The 19,000-nt window shown below is 60.8% G+C and carries 18 protein-coding genes; 14 read left to right on the plus strand and 4 right to left on the minus strand.

Annotated features, from left to right (window positions below; all coding sequences use genetic code 11):
• Positions 1-30 precede the first annotated feature (30 nt).
• The 5 genes from ACJ8J1_RS01635 to ACJ8J1_RS01655 all read left to right on the plus strand — a co-directional run bounded on the left by ACJ8J1_RS01635 (position 31) and on the right by ACJ8J1_RS01655 (position 4,854).
• Positions 31-1,299, plus strand: coding sequence for an MFS transporter (locus tag ACJ8J1_RS01635; RefSeq protein WP_033643986.1), 1,269 nt, complete (start codon positions 31-33; stop codon positions 1,297-1,299).
• A 35-nt stretch (positions 1,300-1,334) separates the two neighbouring features.
• Complete coding sequence (locus ACJ8J1_RS01640; protein ID WP_050594438.1) at positions 1,335-2,105, plus strand: SDR family oxidoreductase; 771 nt, start codon at positions 1,335-1,337, stop codon at positions 2,103-2,105.
• A 29-nt stretch (positions 2,106-2,134) separates the two neighbouring features.
• A complete protein-coding gene (locus ACJ8J1_RS01645; protein ID WP_015378693.1) occupies positions 2,135-3,136 on the plus strand; it encodes a dihydroxyacetone kinase subunit DhaK in 1,002 nt (333 codons plus the stop codon).
• A 3-nt stretch (positions 3,137-3,139) separates the two neighbouring features.
• Positions 3,140-3,796, plus strand: a complete 657-nt coding sequence (gene dhaL / locus ACJ8J1_RS01650; RefSeq protein ID WP_033643985.1) for a dihydroxyacetone kinase subunit DhaL — start codon at positions 3,140-3,142, stop codon at positions 3,794-3,796.
• 95 nt (positions 3,797-3,891) lie between these two features.
• On the plus strand, positions 3,892-4,854 hold the full coding sequence (locus ACJ8J1_RS01655) for a sugar-binding transcriptional regulator (protein ID WP_004936575.1): 963 nt from the start codon (positions 3,892-3,894) through the stop codon (positions 4,852-4,854).
• A gap of 66 nt (positions 4,855-4,920) precedes the next feature.
• On the opposite strand, the gene ACJ8J1_RS01660 is transcribed toward ACJ8J1_RS01655, so the two are convergent.
• A complete protein-coding gene (locus ACJ8J1_RS01660) occupies positions 4,921-5,514 on the minus strand; it encodes a lytic polysaccharide monooxygenase (RefSeq protein ID WP_033643984.1) in 594 nt (197 codons plus the stop codon).
• A 404-nt stretch (positions 5,515-5,918) separates the two neighbouring features.
• Between ACJ8J1_RS01660 and ACJ8J1_RS01665 the strand changes: the two genes are divergently transcribed.
• Complete coding sequence (locus ACJ8J1_RS01665; protein WP_025303805.1) at positions 5,919-6,860, plus strand: LysR family transcriptional regulator; 942 nt, start codon at positions 5,919-5,921, stop codon at positions 6,858-6,860.
• An 85-nt stretch (positions 6,861-6,945) separates the two neighbouring features.
• Here the strand turns inward: ACJ8J1_RS01665 and ACJ8J1_RS01670 are convergent, their stop codons facing one another.
• The gene (locus ACJ8J1_RS01670; protein ID WP_033643983.1) at positions 6,946-8,445 is read right to left on the minus strand and encodes a glycosyl hydrolase family 18 protein; all 1,500 of its coding nucleotides are present in this window, start codon (positions 8,443-8,445) and stop codon (positions 6,946-6,948) included.
• Between the two features lie 293 nt (positions 8,446-8,738).
• On the opposite strand from ACJ8J1_RS01670, the gene ACJ8J1_RS01675 reads away from it, so the two are divergent.
• From ACJ8J1_RS01675 to maeB, 5 genes are all read left to right on the plus strand, one after another.
• Positions 8,739-9,065, plus strand: coding sequence for a phage holin, lambda family (locus ACJ8J1_RS01675; RefSeq protein ID WP_033643982.1), 327 nt, complete (start codon positions 8,739-8,741; stop codon positions 9,063-9,065).
• Positions 9,055-9,456 (plus strand): M15 family metallopeptidase, encoded by a 402-nt coding sequence (locus tag ACJ8J1_RS01680; RefSeq protein ID WP_033643981.1) that lies wholly within the window; start codon positions 9,055-9,057, stop codon positions 9,454-9,456. Before ACJ8J1_RS01675 ends, ACJ8J1_RS01680 begins: the two co-directional genes overlap by 11 nt.
• The gene (locus tag ACJ8J1_RS01685; RefSeq protein ID WP_033643980.1) at positions 9,453-9,833 is read left to right on the plus strand and encodes a DUF2570 family protein; all 381 of its coding nucleotides are present in this window, start codon (positions 9,453-9,455) and stop codon (positions 9,831-9,833) included. Before ACJ8J1_RS01680 ends, ACJ8J1_RS01685 begins: the two co-directional genes overlap by 4 nt.
• Positions 9,814-9,987 (plus strand): Rz1-like lysis system protein LysC, encoded by a 174-nt coding sequence (gene lysC / locus ACJ8J1_RS01690; RefSeq protein WP_033643979.1) that lies wholly within the window; start codon positions 9,814-9,816, stop codon positions 9,985-9,987. The genes ACJ8J1_RS01685 and lysC overlap by 20 nt, the downstream gene beginning before the upstream one ends.
• A 215-nt stretch (positions 9,988-10,202) precedes the next feature.
• Complete coding sequence (maeB, locus tag ACJ8J1_RS01695) at positions 10,203-12,482, plus strand: NADP-dependent oxaloacetate-decarboxylating malate dehydrogenase (RefSeq protein ID WP_033643978.1); 2,280 nt, start codon at positions 10,203-10,205, stop codon at positions 12,480-12,482.
• Positions 12,483-12,530: 48 nt separating this feature from the next.
• On the opposite strand, the gene mmuM is transcribed toward maeB, so the two are convergent.
• Positions 12,531-13,469 (minus strand): homocysteine S-methyltransferase, encoded by a 939-nt coding sequence (mmuM, locus tag ACJ8J1_RS01700; RefSeq protein ID WP_033643977.1) that lies wholly within the window; start codon positions 13,467-13,469, stop codon positions 12,531-12,533.
• Positions 13,459-14,868: an S-methylmethionine permease gene (mmuP, locus tag ACJ8J1_RS01705; protein ID WP_033643976.1), complete on the minus strand. Its 1,410-nt coding sequence runs from the start codon at positions 14,866-14,868 to the stop codon at positions 13,459-13,461. The genes mmuM and mmuP overlap by 11 nt, the downstream gene beginning before the upstream one ends.
• Positions 14,869-15,045: 177 nt before the next feature.
• On the opposite strand from mmuP, the gene ACJ8J1_RS01710 reads away from it, so the two are divergent.
• From ACJ8J1_RS01710 to ACJ8J1_RS01720, 3 genes are all read left to right on the plus strand, one after another.
• Positions 15,046-15,885, plus strand: coding sequence for a ChaN family lipoprotein (locus ACJ8J1_RS01710; RefSeq protein WP_033643975.1), 840 nt, complete (start codon positions 15,046-15,048; stop codon positions 15,883-15,885).
• A gap of 102 nt (positions 15,886-15,987) precedes the next feature.
• Positions 15,988-16,785, plus strand: a complete 798-nt coding sequence (locus ACJ8J1_RS01715) for a TonB family protein (protein WP_033643974.1) — start codon at positions 15,988-15,990, stop codon at positions 16,783-16,785.
• 54 nt (positions 16,786-16,839) lie between these two features.
• Complete coding sequence (locus ACJ8J1_RS01720; RefSeq protein WP_080273401.1) at positions 16,840-18,966, plus strand: S9 family peptidase; 2,127 nt, start codon at positions 16,840-16,842, stop codon at positions 18,964-18,966.
• Positions 18,967-19,000: the final 34 nt, after the last annotated feature.

Consider the following 19,000-nt stretch of genomic DNA (forward strand, 5'->3'; position numbering starts at 1 on the left):
CCTCCATAATCACATGTGCTGGGGTGTTCTATGTTGCATGGACTGATTCATCGCATTGGTCTGTCACCGAAACTGCTGCTGGGCTATGCCGGCGTGTTGGTGTTCATGATGGGCGAAGGGCTGGAACAAGGATGGCTGTCGCCTTATTTGATCGGCAAGGGGCTGAGCATTCAGGAATCGGCGCTGCTGTTCAGCGTTTATGGCTTTGCGGCCGCGATCGCCGCCTGGTTTTCCGGCGTGCTGGCGGAAATCTTTACCGCCCGGCGAGTGATGTTGGCCGGCCTGCTGCTGTTTCTGTTCGGTTCGGTGTGCTTTTTGACGTTCGGCCTGCCGAGCAACAACCTGGCGATCATGGTGCCGACCTATGCGCTGCGCGGCTTGGGTTATCCGTTGTTCGCCTACGGTTTTCTGGTGTGGGTGGCGTATGAGGCGCCGCCGGAAAGGCTGGGGTCGGCGGTGGGGATTTTCTGGTTCGTCTACAGCGGCGGGCTCAGCGTGCTGGGCGTGCTGTATTCCAGCATCATGCTGCCTTATCTCGGCGAGATCCACACGCTGTGGAGCGCGCTGATTTTCGTCGTGCTGGGCGCGGTGATTGCGCTGATGCTCAATCGCGACGACGGCGCGGCACAGAGCGGCAACCGTGAAAAGGCGTCGCTGGGTTACGTCTTGAAAGGCATCACCATCGCGTTTGAAAACCCGAAGATTGGCCTGGGCGGCATCGTGCGCACCATTAATACCTCCGCGGCATACGGCTTCGTCGTATTCATGCCCATGTACATGATGGATATGGGATTCACCCGCACGCATTGGCTGCAGATGTACGCCGCGCTGTGGACGGTCAACATCATTTTCAACCTGATTTTCGGCGTGATCAGCGACGGTCTCGGCTGGCGCAATGTGGTGATGTGGTTCGGCTGCGTCGGCTGCGCCTTGACCACGCTGATGTTCTACTACGTACCGCAATTCTTCGGCGCCAACTACCTGCTGACCGTTTGCGCCGCCGGTTTGTTCGGCGCCTGCCTGGCGGCGTTCGTGCCGCTGTCGGCCATCATGCCGTCGCTGGCGCCGGACAATAAGGGCGCGGCGATGTCGATTCTCAATCTGGGCGCCGGCCTGAGCACCTTTGTCGGCCCGGCGGTGGTGGGGCTGTTTATCGGCAGTCTCGGCACCGTTGGCGTGATCTGGATCTTTACCGGTTTGTACCTGTTCAGCGGCGTGCTGATGAAATTTGTCACGCTGCCGAAGGAAAGCGCGATGGCGCAGGAAGAACGCGGCGCGAGTTTGGCGAAAATATCCTGACCGAGGGTGAAGTTCACAGTTTTAAGGGGAAATATATGATTAATCATCAAACTACGGCGCCGCGCGAGCTCTCGCTGCAGGGCAAGGTGGCGCTGATTACCGGCGGCGCTGCGGGGATCGGCCTCGCTATCGCCGAACGCTATCTGCAAAACGGCGCGCGCGTGGCGCTGCTCGATCGTGCGCCGCAGGTTGCTGAAGTGGCGCGACAGCTGGACGCCGAGGCGGCGGTGGGCGTCGTGGCCGACGTCACCGATGCCGCGTCGGTGGAGCGGGCGGTGGCGCAGAGTGAGGCGCATTTCGGGCAGCTGGACGTGCTGGTCAACAGCGCCGGCATCGTCGCGCTGCATCCCGCTGAGGAACTGCCGGAAGCGGCGTGGGATGCAACCCTGGCGGTCAATCTGAAAGGCGTGTTTCTCACCTGCCAGGCGGTAGGGCGCCGTTTCATTAGTCAGCGCGGCGGCAGCATCATCAATCTCGCCTCGCAGGCCGGGGTGGTGGCATTGCCGAATCACCTGGCCTATTGCGCCAGCAAAGCGGGCGTGATCGGGTTGACTCAGGTGCTGGCGCTGGAGTGGGGGCCGCACAACGTGCGGGTCAACGCCATTTCACCCACCGTCGTTTTGACGGAGCTGGGCCGTAAGGCCTGGTCTGGCGAGGTGGCTGAGCAGATGAAGCAGAAAATCCCGCTGCGGCGCTTCGCCGAGCCGCAAGATATCGCCGCCAGCGCCCTGTTTTTGGCCGGTGACGCGGCGGCGATGATCACCGGCGCCAACCTGGTGGTCGACGGCGGTTACACCATTCAATAATTTCTTATTCAGGCGACAGAGAGGCCGCGATGAACAGAATCATTAACGATCCCGATCACGTAGTGGAAGACGCCATTCAGGGCTATAGGCTGGCCCACCCGGACTATTACGCCGCCACTGACAATGCGCGGGTGTTGAAATATCCGCCGGCGCCGATCGCCGGCAAAGTGGGCATCGTCACCGGCGGCGGTTCTGGCCATGAGCCGGCGTTTCTGGGGTATGTCGGCAAAAACATGCTGGATGCCGTCGCAATTGGCGAGATTTTTTCATCGCCTACGGCGGGGGCTTTTCTCGACGCGTTCAAGGCGGCGGACAGCGGTGCGGGCGTCGCTTGCCTGTACGGCAACTACGCCGGCGACAACATGAACGTCAAGATGGCGATCAAGAAGGCCACGGCGGCCGGCATACGGGTGAAAACCGTGGTGGCCAACGATGACGTCGCCTCGGCGCCGGCCAGTGAGATCGATAAACGGCGCGGCGTGGCCGGAGAAATTCTGATGTGGAAGGTCGGCGCGGCGGCGGCGGCCAAGGGATACGATCTGGACGGCGTGATCGGCGCGGCGCAAAAAGCCATCGACCGGTGTCGTTCGATCGGCGTCGGCCTCAGTTCCTGCACCATTCCCGCGGTCGGCAAACCCAATTTTCATATCGAAGACGGCAAGATGGAGATCGGCATTGGCCATCACGGCGAACCGGGCATTGAGGTGTCGCCGATCCAGTCGGCGTCGGCGATGGCCGGCACCATGCTCGATTTCGTGCTCAACGACATGCCGCTGGAACAGGGGCAGGAGGTGGCGTTGCTGATCTCCGGGCTTGGCGCCACGCCGGTGATGGAGCTGTATATCTATTATGCCGAAATAGAGCGTCGGTTGACGGCGAAAGGCGTGCGGGTGCATCGGCGCTACGTCGGCAATTACTTCACGTCGCTGGAAATGATGGGCGTGACGCTGACGCTGATGACGCTGGATGACGAACTGAAAACGCTGCTGGACATGCCGGCGCAATCTTTAGGCTTAACCCAGGTGGAGTGAATCATGACGGAACAAATTTCAACCCGGTACGGCAGTGAGATCGTTACGGGGCTGATAGAAACCATTGTCAGCAACCGCGAATACCTGAGCGAAATCGACGGCGCCATCGGCGACGGCGACCACGGCATTAACATGTCGAAGGGATTCGCGATGTGCGGCGATGCCATTCGCGGCCGCGAGCTCACGTTGGCGCAGGCGTTCGATGCGGTTTCCGATGCGCTGATGGAGGGCATCGGCGGTTCGATGGGGCCGCTGTACGGCAGCCTGTTCATGGGCATGGCGGAGAGCGTGCGCGAGCGCAGCGTGCTGGATAAGCAGGCATTTTTGGCGATGTTGCACGGCGGTTTGCGCGAACTGCAGGACATCAGCAGTGCGGGCGTGGGGGACAAGTGTCTGATGGATACGCTGATACCGGCGGTAGCGGCGTTTGAGCAGGCGGCGGGGCGCGGTGACGACTTCGCCGCTGCGCTGGAACAGATGAGGATCGCCGCAGCGCGCGGGCGCGATTCCACGCGCGAGCTGGTGGCGAAAATCGGCCGCGCCAGCCGCCTGGGCGAGCGTTCGCGCGGCGTACTGGACGCCGGCGCGGTATCTTGCTGCCTGCTCTTGACCCGATTGGCGGACGAGGTGGAGCAACGACTGAATACCGTTGCCGCCTGAACGCGTTATACTAGCGGGCATTCAGCATTGTCGGAGGGGCGTGTATCGTCCCTCCGCCATGATTAACCGGCCTGCCGTGGGGAAACGTCTAACGGATGGAAAAACAAACTGTGTCCCAGGATAACGAACTGCTGACCGAAATCGCCGTTGCTTATTATCAGGATGAGATCACGCAGGAAGAGATCGCCAAAAAGTTCGGCATCTCACGGATCAAAGTCGGTCGTTTGCTCAAGCGCGCCAAGGAAGAAGGCATCGTCGAGATCAACGTGCGTTATCACCCGGTGTTCAGCACCCGGCTGGAACAGCAGATGATGGAACGTTTTCCCATCAGCCGCGCGCTGATCGCGCTCGATCATCAGGACGAAGAGGAACAGCGTCGGCAAGTGGCGGCGCTGGTGTCCAACTACCTGGCGATGTCGCTGAAAGACGATATGGTGTTGGCGGTCGGGCAGGGACGCAACGTGGCGGCGATCGCCGATCACGTCGGCAGCGTGACGGAGCGCAACTGCAAGTTCATCTGCGGCATCGGCGGCACCCACCGTCCGGGCGATGCGATCAACGCCGACCATATCAGCCGGCGTCTGGCGAAGAAGTTCGGCGGCAGCAGCGAGACGCTCTATGCGCCGGCCTACGTCGAAAATCGCGCGCTGAAAGACGCCTTCATGCAGAACGGCACGATCAAGGAAACGTTGGATCGCGCGCGTAAGGCCGATGTGGCGTTAGTCGGCATTGGCGACATGAATGAAAACAGTTATATGGTGAAATTGGGGTGGTTTACGCCGCACGAGATTATCGACGCCAGCCTTAATCAGGGCGTGATCGGCGACATCGCCGGCTATGACTTTTTCAATGCCCAGGGGCAGCATGTCGATACGGTGATGAATGACCGTGTGATTGGGCTGAGCATTGATGAGCTGCGCAAAATTCCGTGTGTGATCGCCATTGCCTCCGAGAATACCAAGGCGCTGGCGATTTTGGGCGCGTTGCGCACCGGCGCCATCGACATTATCGCTACCAGCGCGCTCAATGTGCGCACTATCCTCAACATGTCGCAATAGCGACACCCGCAAAAAAAGGGTTCAGCGCCAGGCTGAACCCTCCAGAGACATCCCCCTTTTGACGGATCAGTGGCTGAGGTTGACGTCAATCGCCTGATAGAAGGCGTTGGCGGTGTCGGCTATGTCCCACACGGCAAGGATCACGTGCGAACCGCTGCGATCTGCCGGTATGTTGCACTGGTGGGTGACCTGCGCGGCAGGGATGGCGCCGCCGTCGTTGAACTGGCAGAACGGCGTCAGGTCAAAGGAAGCGCGGGTCAGCGGTTGAGAAGCGTCCCAGTTCGGCTTGGTGATGAAATAGCGCCAGCTGGTGGTGCTGTGACGCGCGGTCAGCTTCCAGGTAAAGGAGTTCGGGCCGGTTTTCAGGTTGAGCTTGTTCCAGCGCGTCGGCGTTTGCTGATCCAGTTCGAAGAAGGTGGACTTGTTGGCGCTGGCGATATGGCCGTCAACCGGGCCGGCCTGCGGGAAGCCTTTCAGGCCTTCGACGCTCTGCGGTTCGTACTGCACGCTGCCGCACTGGGTGTTGAGCTGCAGTTTGCACTGGTAGGCGCGGCTGGCCGGCGACTCGACATAACCGTGAGCATTCGCCTGTTGCGAAACGCCGAACATGGCCGCGCTCAGCAGGCCCAGAGAGAGCAGGGTACGGGAAGTTTTGTTCATAAGTCACTCCTGACTGAAATTATGTTGTAAGTTGAGCGTATTTCACCGACAAAATGAGAGACTAATAACGCAATTAGAAATAACCCTTCTTGTCGGCTTGTTTTATTTTTATCATTCTGGTCGTGCGATAGAGCGGAATGTTTTAACGGCTATTAACGAAAATTATTATGATGACGATCTTTGATCGTTAGGCTGAATTTATTTAACTGTCGCTGTGTAAAAGTAGGGCGCTATGATGAATTTTATATCAGGTCGTGATGAATAGTATTTAAGATAGCGCTCTCATTTATGAAGTATATTGCTTGTTGCTATGAGTACCCTTGTTCGATTTGATCGATTTTTGTGCGCCACCACCTTGGGAATTTAGTGTCATTTTTCTTATTTTATTTTAAAGAGGAATTTGTATGACTAGATTATCCCTGGACGCGATTAAAATAATCAGCACCATCAAGAGCACCGGTTCTTTCTCTATGGCGGCGGAGGCGCTGCATAAAACGCCTTCGGCGATCTCTTATCGGGTTTCCAATATTGAAAGCAAACTCTGCGTGAAACTTTTTCATCGCAATGGCCCCATGATTACCCTGACGGATGAAGGGGAATTTCTCCTGCAGGAAGGCAGCTGGATATTAAATGCGGTGCAGGATCTGGAAAGCCGGGTGCGCAACATCCCCAAGCTGGACAATAATATCCGCCTGGCGGTAGACACCTTCTTCCCGTTGGAAACCCTGACGCAGGATATCCGCGACTATATTCAGCATTGCCCGAACGCCAGTATCTCGGTGCAGCGAGAAGCGTTGAACGGCACCTGGGATGCGCTGAAGAACAACCGGGCGGATCTGATCATCGCCATCGGCCAAATTCCCGACAGCGTGCAGGCTAAAACCCTGATGCTCGGCAAGCTCAACTTTGTGCTGTGCGTGTCGCCTTCGCACCCGTTCGCGGCGCAGAGAAAGCCGGTGTGCAAGAAACAGCGGTTGAACGACATCGTGGTGGTGATCGCCGACAGCAGCCATGAGCTGCCCAAGCGTAATCACGGCACGCTGCCCTTGCAGCGTCAGTTGGTGGTATGCGACGTGGAAAGCAACCTGGCGCTGCTCAAACGCGGCATCGGCCACGCTTTTCTGCCGCCTGCTTTGATCGAAAAGGAATTGGCCAGCGGCGAACTGGTGACGGTGCCGGTGGAGATGCAAAAGGGCGACGAAATGATTTGGCTGGCGTGGCACCCGGCCAGCAAGGGCGCCGGGTTTAACTGGTGGCATGAGCGGCTGACGCGCAAAAGCGATGTCTACAGCCTGATGGGCCGCGAAGTGGTCCGGGATGGCGGTTATCCTTGGTGCCACAACTGAAGGAATAGAGACGAAGGGACGCGAAAATCAAACGGTTAACTCAATGAAAACCCCGCAGCATTCGGCTACGGGGTTTTTTTACGGCTTACGCCACGCGGCCCACCTTCAGCCAGGCGCCGTCAGAACCGGGCGCCGAGGTGATGTAACCCCATTTGGTTTGCCAGACGTAACCCTGGTAGGACACCAGCGCGCCCTGCGCGTAAGTGGTGCCCGGCACATAAGCCGGCGCGGTCATGATCGGCAGGTTGCCGGGGCCGACGCCGGTGTAGCGCAGCCCGGTGCCCATATCCAGCTGGCTGTCGTCGTAGTCCGCGGCGTTGAAATAGCGATCCAGCGAGGCCAGCAGATCGCCGTTGCGGTTGTCTTGCCCCAGATGCCAGAACATCACGCCGCCCAACTGCTGTTGCTTGATGTATTTCGCTTTGTATTTGAAGCTCTCGGCATCGTCATAGGTGACGAACAGCCCTTTCTGCGCATGATACAGGTAAGGCGTTTTGGTCTTGTCGTTCCACAGCCGCTGATAGCCGTAGTTGCCCAGCAGCATCTGCTCCAGTTGGCGATAGGAGGCGATGCGCGGATCCTTGTCGCGCACGCACTCTTCGCAGCCCACCAGCCAGTAATCGGTGTTCGGGTACGGATCTTCGCCCGGCGTGCTGTGGCTGCTGTATTGCCCGCCGTTGCCGCCGCTGACGCCCTTGAAGGCGCGGCCGTAGAAGGGCACGCCCATCACGATTTTGGCGCTCGGCACGCCTTCCATCATCAGGTGTTGCTGCACCGCGGCGTCGACCGTCAGGCTGAACGGGCTGGGGAAGGCGCGGGTCAGCTCTTCCCAGCTCCAGCCCAGGTTGGCTTCGCGCAGCGCATTGTAGAAGGTCGGCCCGGCCGCATCGCCGAACAGCGCCGCCTGGTGGTTGGTTACCTTCTCCCAGGGGCCGGCCAGATCGTAGGTCATGAGGTTGATGTAATCGAGCGGCGCGACGATCTGCGCCAGCTTGCTGTAATAGCGCGACAGGAAGAAGGCGCCGCCGGCGCCGGCGATGGTCAACTGGTACGGCAACGCCTGGCGGCCGTCGGCGACGGTTTGCTGGTTCAGCAGGGTGCGGATCTCCTGCAGCGCGGCGATGAAACCGTCCACTTCCGAGGCTTGCGGGTACTCCCAGTCGATGTCCACGCCGTCGAAGCCGTAATCCTTCATGATGCGCACGCAGGATTGGGCGAACTTGGCGCGCGACGCCGGGGTTTTCACCGCGTTGACGTAGTTGGCGTGCGACACCCCCAGATCGTTGGAGTAGTACCAGCCGCCGATGGAGAACATGATGCGCAGGCTGGGGTTGTGCGCTTTGAGCGCGGTCAGGCGGTTGACCACATCGCGCGCCTTGGCGTCGTTGGTGGCCGGATCCCAGGCGCATTCCAGATTGTCGTTGATATCCAGGAACGAGAAGTTAATGTGCGTCAGCTGTTTGGCTTTGGCCGGCGTGATGTTGGAAACCGGGAACGGCACGACAGACGTATCGGTCTCGGTGTAATTATTGATTTGGTTGGTCGGAATAAAATAATACCCAATAACGGCTTTACGTGTGGACATGGCATTTCTCCAGAGTGGATGTTTTTGGATGGGAAAATATTTCCCGTTGCCATTAATGTTTATTTTTCGCGGAAATAACAGTCGAAACAAATCACGATAAGAATGAATTTTTTATTCACTGCCGCCTGCCTTGGCGTTTATGTGTTGTGCCAGCATTCAGCATGAATGAATTCGACCATAGGGCCTGTATTTATTCATTTGCTTTGTAATAGCATCCTTAACTAGATTCTGAGTATCCGATGTCCCACCGGCCGTGATTGGCATTTAATTAAAAATAAAAAAGGAGATGAGCTATGTCCAGCATAGAGCCTGACGCTGTTGGCTTAATAGTCCAGCGAGTATGTGAATATCTTCAGCCGGTATTGAACGCCATTCTGGCCGGCGTGATGGCGCTATTACACGGTGCCTATCGCAACGTGGGTATTCGGCGACGTTTATTGAATGCGGCGATGTGCGCGTTATTGGCCTGGACGGTGCGCGATGCGCTGGCGTTGATGGGCCTGGAATTAAACTGGGCGAATTTGGCCAGCGTATTGATTGGCTTTATGGGGGCGGATTACATCAACGCCTTAATTAAAAAATTCATCGGCAAAAAAACGGGGTTTAAAAATGTTAAATGACATCGAAGAGATTCGCTTTACCGCCCGCAGCGAAGAGAACCTGCGCGGCGTGCATCCGGATCTGGTGCGCGTTATTCGTCTGGCGCTGCGCTATTCCCTGGTGCCGTTTTCCGTCAGCGAGGGGCTGCGCAGCATGGCGCGCCAGCGGGAAATGGTGCGCGCCGGCAACAGCCAAACGCTGCGCAGCCGCCACCTGACCGGACACGCGGTGGACGTGGTGGCGATGCCGGCGGGCGTGGTCTCCTGGGAGTGGGATTACTACGCGCAAATTGCGGTGGCGGTGCGGCGCGCGGCGCGCGAATGCGGCATCAACGTCGAATGGGGTGGCGAATGGAAGACCCTCAAGGACGGCCCGCACTTCCAGCTGCCGTTTCGGGACTATCCGGCATGAGCGGCTGGCTGCAAAAACTGATGCAGGGCGGGTTGCTGCTGCTGTTGCTGGCGGCCATCTGCCTCGGCGGCTACAGCTCGCTGTTGTCGCACCAGTTGGCGTCCGCGCGACAACAGGCGGCGGAACTGCAAAAAAGCCTGGCGCAGCAGGCGGGGCTTATCGCCACCTTGCAGACACAGGACGCGCAAAACCGCGCGCTGATGGCGGCGCAGCAGCGGCAGGAACAGCAGCTGCGCCAGCAACACGAGGCTTATCAGAGGAAATACCGTGAAGCGATTAAAAACGATCCCTGCGCCGCTCGGCCTCTGCCTGGCACTGTGCTTGAGCTCCTGCGCCCGGCCACCGGCGCCGCAGGCCGTGCCGCTGTTGCCCCCTGAGTCGGTATTCGCTCCCTGTGAGCAGCCGCAGTTGCAGGGGGCGACCTGGGGCGATGCGGTGAGCTATGCCCTGGCATTACAAACCTCGTTACACATTTGCGCCGGCCAGGTGGAGACGCTCAACGCCTGGCGCGCCACGCTGCCGCCGCGCTGACGGCGGCGCTTGTCTGACTTGTCCCGCAGGCCTTCTTTTTTTACTTTTAAAACGGTCTTTCGACCAAGGTTATGGCGCGCTTCAAAGTTTGTGATGTTTCTCTCACTATACTTCAAGGCTGTGCCCTGTCATTGTAATTGGGCGCCATGGCCCACGGCAGGGCGCAGCCTCAAAGCCTTACCTCAACATAAAAGCAAAAAACAAAGGAATCCATAATGGACGAACAGCTCAAACAGAGTGCCCTTGATTTCCATCAGTTTCCTGTCCCAGGGAAGATCCAGGTTTCCCCTACCAAACCGTTGGCGACCCAGCGCGATCTGGCGCTGGCCTATTCGCCGGGCGTCGCCGCGCCTTGCCTCGAGATCGCCGAAGATCCGCTGGCGGCCTACAAATACACCGCGCGCGGCAACCTGGTGGCGGTGATTTCCAACGGCACGGCGGTACTGGGTCTGGGCAATATCGGCGCGTTGGCCGGTAAGCCGGTGATGGAAGGCAAGGGCGTTTTGTTCAAGAAGTTTTCCGGTATCGATGTATTTGATATCGAAGTGGATGAGCATGACCCTGACAAATTAATCGACATTATCGCCGCGCTGGAACCGACCTTCGGCGGCATCAACCTGGAAGACATCAAGGCGCCAGAGTGTTTCTACATCGAACAGAAACTGCGTGAGCGCATGAAGATCCCGGTGTTCCACGACGACCAGCACGGCACGGCGATCATTACCACCGCTGCGGTGCTCAACGGCCTGCGCGTGGTGAAGAAGAACATCTCCGACGTGCGGCTGGTGGTGTCCGGCGCCGGCGCGGCGTCCATCGCCTGCCTGAACCTGCTGGTGGCGCTGGGGCTGCGTCAACAGAACATCACCGTCTGCGACTCCAAGGGCGTCATCTATAAAGGCCGCGACGCCAATATGGAACAGACCAAAGCCGCCTACGCCATCGAGGATAACGGCCAGCGCACGCTGGGCGACGCCATCCCGAACGCCGACATCTTCCTCGGCTGCTCCGGCCCGGGCGTGCTGACGCAGGATATGGTGAAAACCATGGCGCGCGATCCGCTGATCATGGCGCTGGCCAACCCGGAACCGGAAATTCTGCCGCCGCTGGCCAAAGCGGTGCGCCCGGATGCCATCATCTGTACCGGCCGCTCCGACTATCCGAACCAGGTGAACAACGTCCTGTGCTTCCCGTTCATTTTCCGCGGCGCGCTGGACGTGGGCGCCACCACCATCAACGAAGAGATGAAGCTGGCCTGCGTGCATGCCATCGCCGATCTGGCGCTGGCGGAACAGAGCGACGTGGTGGCCTCCGCGTATGACGATCAGGATCTCTCCTTCGGGCCGGAATACATCATTCCGAAACCGTTCGATCCGCGTCTGATCGTCAAGATCGCGCCGGCGGTGGCCAAGGCGGCGATGGACTCCGGCGTGGCGACGCGCCCGATCGAAGACTTCGACGCCTACGTGGAGAAGCTGGCGGAGTTCGTCTACAAAACCAATCTGTTCATGAAACCGATCTTCTCGCAGGCGCGCAAAGAGGTGAAGCGGGTGGTGCTGGCGGAAGGTGAGGAAGAGCGCGTGCTGCACGCCACGCAGGAGCTGGTGTCGCAGGGGCTGGCTTTCCCGATCCTGGTCGGCCGGCCGAGCGTGATCGAGATGCGCCTGAAAAAACTGGGCCTGCAACTGACGCCGGGCAAAGATTTCGAAGTGGTGAACAACGAGTCGGATCCGCGCTTCAACGAATACTGGGGAGAGTACTACCAGATCATGAAACGTCGTGGCGTTTCGCAAGAGCAGGCGCGCCGCGCGGTGATTGGCAACCCGACGCTGATCGCCGCCATCATGCTGCACCGCGGCGAAGCGGACGCGATGATCTGCGGCACCATCGGCAGCTACCACGAGCATTACGACGTGGTGAAGAACGTGTTCGGCTTCCGTGAAGGCGCGCACGTTGCCGGCGCGATGAACGCGCTGCTGCTGCCGAGTGGCAACACCTTCATCGCCGACACCTACGTCAACGACGATCCGACGCCGGAACAGCTGGCGGAGATCACCCTGATGGCGGCGGAAACCGTGCGCCGTTTCGGCATCGAGCCGAAGGTGGCGCTGCTGTCTCACTCCAGCTTCGGCTCGTCTGATTGCCCGGCGGCGCGCAAGATGCGTAAAACGCTGGAGCTGGTGAACGAGCTTGCGCCGGAGCTGGAGATCGACGGTGAAATGCACGGCGACGCCGCGCTGGTGGAAAGCATCCGTCACGATCTGATGCCGGACAGCCCGCTGAAAGGCTCGGCCAACCTACTGATCATGCCGAACATGGAAGCGGCGCGCATCAGCTACAACCTGCTGCGCGTCTCTTGCTCGGAAGGGGTGACCGTCGGGCCGGTGCTGATGGGGGTGGCCAAACCGGTGCACATCCTGACGCCGATCGCCTCGGTGCGCCGCATCGTCAACATGGTGGCGCTGGCGGTGGTGGAAGCCCAGACCGAACCGCTGTAAGCCCGGGTTAATGACTGGCCCCCTGCGCCGTTGGCGCCGGGGGCTTTTTTATGCCTTGCAGCGTGCAGCGATGGCGCGAATATCCTGCGGCGTAGTGCGACAACAGCCGCCGATCAATTGTGCGCCGAGCGTGCGCCACTCTGTCGCCTGATCGGCCAGGCTGCCGTGCTCGCCGCCGCAGGCGCGCCAGGTTTTGCTCACCGCATCGTAGTGCTCGCCGGAGTTCGGGTAGACCAGCAGCGGTTTGTCGGCCAGCGCGCTCAGCTGACGCAGCGCCGGGGCGACCTTGTCCAGCGCGATGCAGTTGATGCCGATGGCCAGCACCTGCGGATTGTCGCGCAGCGCGGACAGGACCTCCGTCAGCGGCGTGCCGTCGCTGAGGTGTTGGCTGTCGCGCAGGGTGAAGGCGAACCAGGCGCCGAGCGTCGGGAATTCCTGCAGCAGCGTCAGCAGCGCCTGCAGTTCAGCAAACGACGGCAGCGTTTCGCAGGCCAGCAGATCGACGCCGGCGGCGGCCAGCGCGGCGATGCGCGGGCGGTGGAAGGCAATGAAGTCATCCTGCGCCAGCCGGTAGTCGCCGCGGTATTCCGAGCCGTCGGCCAGATAGGCGCCGTACGGGCCCACCGAACCGGCGATCAACAGCGGCGTCGCCTGCGGGTGCGCGGCCAGATAATCGCGGCGTGCGCGCTGCGCCAGCTGCACGCTTTTGGCGATCAACGCCAGCGACTGAGCCTGGTCCAGGCCGCGGCGCGAGAAGCCCTGCGGCGTGGCCTGATAGCTGGCGGTGATAGCGCACTGGGCGCCGGCGTTGAAATAATCGAGGTGTACCTGATAGATAAGCTCGGGATTTTCAATCAGCACCTTGGCCGACCACAGCGGATCGGTCAGATCGCAGCCGCGCGCTTCCAGCTCGGTGGCCAGCGCGCCGTCCAGGATCAGCGTCGGCCGTTCGGCCAGCAAACGAGCGACGGGGTTGTTAACCGACATGTTGTTCTCCCAAAGCGTTTTTTTGCCCGGCGCGCCGGGTCAGGAAATAGGTGAGATAGCACAGGGCGACGAACGGCAGCCCGCAGTAGAGCGCGATGCGCTGCTCCGGATCGAACGCCAGCCCGATGCAGGCCAGCAGGCACAGCGCAAAGCCGAGGATCGGCGTCAATGGATAGCCGGGCGCGCGGTATTTCAGGCCGTTTATCGGCTGGCCGCTGCGCAGATAGGCGCGGCGGAAAGCATAGTGGGCGGCGCAGATGCTCAGCCACACCGCCACCACCGCAAAGCCGGAGATCGCCGACAGGGCGACAAACACCGTATCCGGCGCGATCACGCTGGTCAGCAGCGCCAGCACGCCGCCGAGCATGCTGAAGGTCAGGGCGTTGATCGGAATGCCGCGCGCATTGACGCGCGCAAAGTAGGCCGGCAGGGTGCGCTGGTGGGCCAGCGACCACAGCATGCGCCCCGAGGCGTACAGGCCGGAGTTGGCCGCCGACAGGATGGCGGTCAGGATCACGAAGTTGAAGATATCGGCGGCGTAAGGCACGCCGATGCGTTCAAACACCAGCACGAACGGGCTTTTGACGATCCCCGCCTGATCCATGGGGATCAACGCCGCCAGCACAAACACCGTGCCGATAAAGAACAGCATCAGGCGGATCACCGTGGTGCGGATCGCCAGCGGCACGACTTTCTCCGGGTTCTCGGTTTCACCGGCGGCGATGCCGATCAGCTCCGTGCCGGAGAAAGCGAAGTTCACCGCCACCATGGTCATCAGGATCGGCAGCGTGCCGTGCGGCAGCCAGCCGGAAGCGGTCAGGTTGTGCAGGAACGGCGCCGGCGTGCCGTCTTTCATCGGCAGCAGGCCGAACATGGCGGCGCCGCCCAGAATGATGAACGCCAGAATGGTCACCACTTTGATCAGCGAAAACCAGAATTCGCTTTCGGCGAAAAAACGGGTGGTCACGACGTTGAGCAGGAAAATGGCCGCGCAGAAGATCAGGCACCACAGCCACACCGGCGACTGCGGGAACCAGTACTGCATGCAGAATCCGGCCGCGGTCAGGCTGGAGCCCAGCGCCACCGTCCAGGTGAGCCAATACAGCCAGGCGACGGCATAGCCGGTGGCCGGCCCCAGATAGCGCGAAGCATAGACGTGAAAGGCGCCGGTTTCCGGCATTGCCACCGACAGCTCGCCCAGGCACAGCATCACCAGATACACCACCAGCGCGCCGATCAGGTAGGCCAGCAGCGTGCCGAGCGCCCCGGTGGTGGAGATGATGTAGCCGGTATTGAAAAACAGCCCGGTGCCGATCACGCCGCCCAGCGACAGCATCACCAGATGCCGGGCCTTCATGCTGCGTTTGAACTGCCCTGCGGCGGGCGCCGATGAGTGCATAATAATCTATCCGTATAGACGTCTAAATATCTGAATGGCTATTGGTTATACCCGCAATGCCGTTTCAACGCAATGCGTCACCGGCGATCGCCGCGTAAAAAAATCGTCAGGCCAGATCTATATGCAAATGATAATTATTATCTATAATGTCGCCATTTTCGCTAATGGGGCAACATGATGAGATATCTGATTTTATTGGCGGCGTTGGCGCTCGGCGCCTGCAGCCAAACGCCGGTGAAGACGCCGGCCAGCGACGTCGCGAGCCTGGGGAATATCACCGATCTGCACAGCGGCGCGACCCTGACGCCCGAGCAGCTGTTGACGCGGTTGGCGCAGCAGCCGCGGGTGATCGTCGGGGAAAAGCATGACAATCCTTACCACCATCAGATTGAGCAATGGCTGGTGCAGCAGCTGCCGCAATTGCGGCCGCAGGGTAGCGTGCTGATGGAGATGATCAACCCGAACCAGCAGGCGCAGGTCGACAAAGTCAAGCAGTGGCTGCAGAGCGATCCCACGGTGCGTGATGGCCGCGTGGCGGAGCTGATCGCCTGGCAGCCGGGCTGGAAATGGGCGCTGTATGGCGGGGTGACGATGGCGGCGATGCGCGCGCCTTACCCGCTGTGGTCGGCCAACCTGGATCGCAGCGAGATTACGGCGTTCTATCAGCAGCCGCAGTTCCCGGCGGGGCAGCTATCGGCGCAGCCGGCGGTGCGCAAGGCGCTGGAAGAGACCATCCGCACTTCGCACGGCGGCCAGATTGAGGCCGACCAGCTGCAGGCGATGCTGGCGATCCAGCAGCAGCGCGACCGGCGCATGGCTGAGCGCCTGCTGGCGGCGCCGACGCCCGCGTTGTTGATCGCCGGTGGCTATCACGCCGCCAAATCGGTGGGCGTGCCGCTGCACGTGCGGGATCTGCAACCGGCGGCGGCGCCGATGGTGCTGATGCTGGCGGAGCCGGGCGTACAGGTCGATGCGAACACCGCAGACTACCTGTGGATCACACCATCAGTGAAATGAATACGTTAAGACGGTGAAAAGGAGTGTTAATTATATTTGCAAATGATTATCATTAGTAAATGTGATCTGCAATCATTCGCAATTAAGCAAACTAATGTCCCTATGTTAAGTCAGTCTTATTCCCTTCCGGCCTTTGAGCTGCCGCAGCCGCGCTGGGCGCGCGGCCTGCTGCTTGCCCTGGCGGCGCATGTGGCGTTGGTGCTGCTGTTTTATTGGCCGCAGACGGCGCTGGAGCCGGTGGCGCTGCCGCCGCCGGCGGTGATGATGAGCTGGGCGGCGCAGATTGAAGCGCCGGAAAGTAAGCCGCTGCCGCTGGGCGTGCAGCAGGCTGAATCTGCCGCGGCGCAGCCGGCGGAGCAGCAGCAACAGCCGGATCTGCCCAAGCTGGCGCGTGCCGATAAAGCAAAAATCGTGACGGCGCAGAAGAAGCGCGCCGAACACCGTCCCCCGCAAAAAGCGCAGCCGAAACCGCAGGAGCAGGCCAAAGAGACGCGCAACGCCGCCGCGTCCAGCGCTGCTGCGCCGCAGGCGCAGACGCTCTCCCACCAAACCGCCGCACCGATCAACAGCGACGCCAACAGCAACGCGCAGGCCAAACTGTCGTGGGAGAGCCTGGTGAAGGGCAAACTGAATCGCATCAAGGATTACCCTTTGGATGCCCGCAGCCGCCGGCGCAGCGGCATGCCGCAGGTCAGTTTCAGCGTTGACGCGCAGGGACGGGTCTCGAATGTCATGCTGCAGGTGCGTTCCGGCACCGCGTCGCTGGATCGGGAAGCGGTGGCGGTGGTGTCGCGCGCCCAGCCGTTGCCGCCGCCGCCGCCGGAGATGCTGCAGCAGGGAGCCGTCAAGGTGACGATGCCGATCGATTTCAATCTGGCGGAGCTGAATGCCCGCCGTTAATGCCCGCAGGCGCCGCATCGCCGTCGTGCACCTCTTCAAACTTCGTGAGGGATTATGAATCCGCTGTTATTCACCCCGCGCCGTCGCATCGCGGCCGCGCTCTGGCTTTCTTTAGGCGTCGCCGGCGTCGCGCTGGCGCAACCGCAGCCGCCGTTGGCGGAACGCGCGCCGAAAGCGCTGACGGCGCACGGCGAGACGCGCACCGACGATTACTACTGGCTGCGCGACGATAGCCGAAAAGAGCCGAAGGTGCTGGACTACCTGAAGGCGGAGAATCGTTATACCGAGCAGATGATGGCGCCGTACCAGAAGCTGCGCGCCACGCTGTATCAGGAGATGCTGGGTCGCGTGAACCCTGACGATCGTTCGGTGCCGTATCAGCTCAACGGTTATCGCTATCAGGAAAGCTACGCTGCCGGTAAAGATTTCGCGCGGTATCAGCGCCAGGCGCTCACCGCCGACGCGCCGTGGCAAACCTTGCTGGACGCCAATCAGCGCGCGGCCGGCCATGCGTATTATCGTCTGGGGGCGATGGACGTCAGCCTGGACAACCGCCGCCTGGCAGTGGCCGAGGATCTGCAGGGCCGCCGCCAATACCGCATCTCCCTGCGCGAGATAGACAGCGAACGCTGGTCGCCGGAAACGCTGGAAAACACCTCCGGCAACATGGTGTGGGCCAACGACAACCAAACCCTGTTCTACGTGCGCAACCACCCGCAAACGCTGTTGCCATATCAGGTCTACCGCCATCGGTACGGTACGCCGACCGCGGAAGATAAGCTGGTGTACCAGGAAAACGATCCGGCGTTCTACCTCAGCCTCGGCCGCTCGTCCTCGCGCGATTACCTGATTCTGACCATCAGCGGCAACACCACCTCCGAAGTGCGCCTGATCGACGCCAACCAGCCGCAGCGCGAGCCGCAGCTGTTCGCCGCCCGGCAGAACGGCCGCGAGTATTACCTCGATCACTACCGGGGCGAGTTCTACCTGCGCTCCAACCATCAGGATCCGAACTTTGGCCTGTACCACACGGCGGCGGCGGGCAAACCGTGGCAGACGCTGATCGCACCGCAGGCGCAGCACGAGGTGGAAAGCTTCAGCCTGTTCCGCGATTGGCTGGTGGTGCAGGAGCGCGCCAACGGGCTGGTGCAGCTGCGGCAAATCAGCTGGGACGGCAAAACCGAGCGCGCCATCCCGTTCGATGATGCCAGCTACATGGCCTGGCTGGGCTATAACCCCGAGCCGGACAGCGATCGCTTGCGCTACGGCTATTCGGCGATGACCACGCCGACCCGCACCTATGAGTGGGACCTGAACAAGGGCGAGCGCACCCTGCTGAAACAGCAGGAGGTGAAAGGCGTCGATCCCAGCTTGTATCACAGCGAGCGCATCTGGGTCACGGCGCGCGACGGCGTGAAGGTGCCGGTCTCGCTGGTGTACCGCACATCGCTGTTCAAAAACGGGCATAACCCGCTGCTGGTATATGGCTATGGCGCTTACGGCATGAGCATGGATCCGGCGTTCAGCGCCAACCGCATCAGCCTGCTGGATCGCGGCTTCGTCTATGCGCTGATCCACGTGCGCGGCGGCGGCGAGCTGGGGCAGAGCTGGTACAAACAGGGCAAGCTGACGCACAAACCGAACAGCTTCAACGACTTCATCGACGCCACCCAGGCGCTGATCAAAGACGGCTACGGCCAACCGGGGCGCATCTACGCCATGGGCGGCAGCGCCGGCGGCTTGCTGATGGGGGCGGTGATCAATCAGGCGCCGCAGCTATTCAACGCGGTGGTGGCGCAGGTGCCGTTCGTCGACGTGGTGACCACCATGCTGGACGACAGCATTCCGCTGACTACCGGGGAATACGAGGAGTGGGGCAACCCGCACCAGCCGGCCGCCTATGCGCTGATGAAGTCCTACAGCCCGTACGACAACGTGCGTAAGCAACGTTACCCGAACCTGTTGGTCACCAGCGGTCTGTACGACTCGCAGGTGCAGTATTGGGAACCGGCCAAATGGGTGGCGAAGCTGCGGCGCTTCAAGCAGGGCGATTCGTTGCTGCTGCTCTCCACCGACATGACCGCCGGCCACGGCGGCAAATCGGGTCGCCTGGCGCGGCTGGAAAACGGCGCGCTGGAGTACGCCTTTATTTTGGCGGCGGACCGGCAGGCGCAGAAATAATCTTTAGCGCCGCAGCACGCTGCGGCGCAATAAA

Origin of the sequence: Serratia sp. CY37869 (assembly GCF_052168895.1) — a bacterium.
In the GTDB taxonomy this organism is placed as follows: domain Bacteria; phylum Pseudomonadota; class Gammaproteobacteria; order Enterobacterales; family Enterobacteriaceae; genus Serratia; species Serratia ureilytica.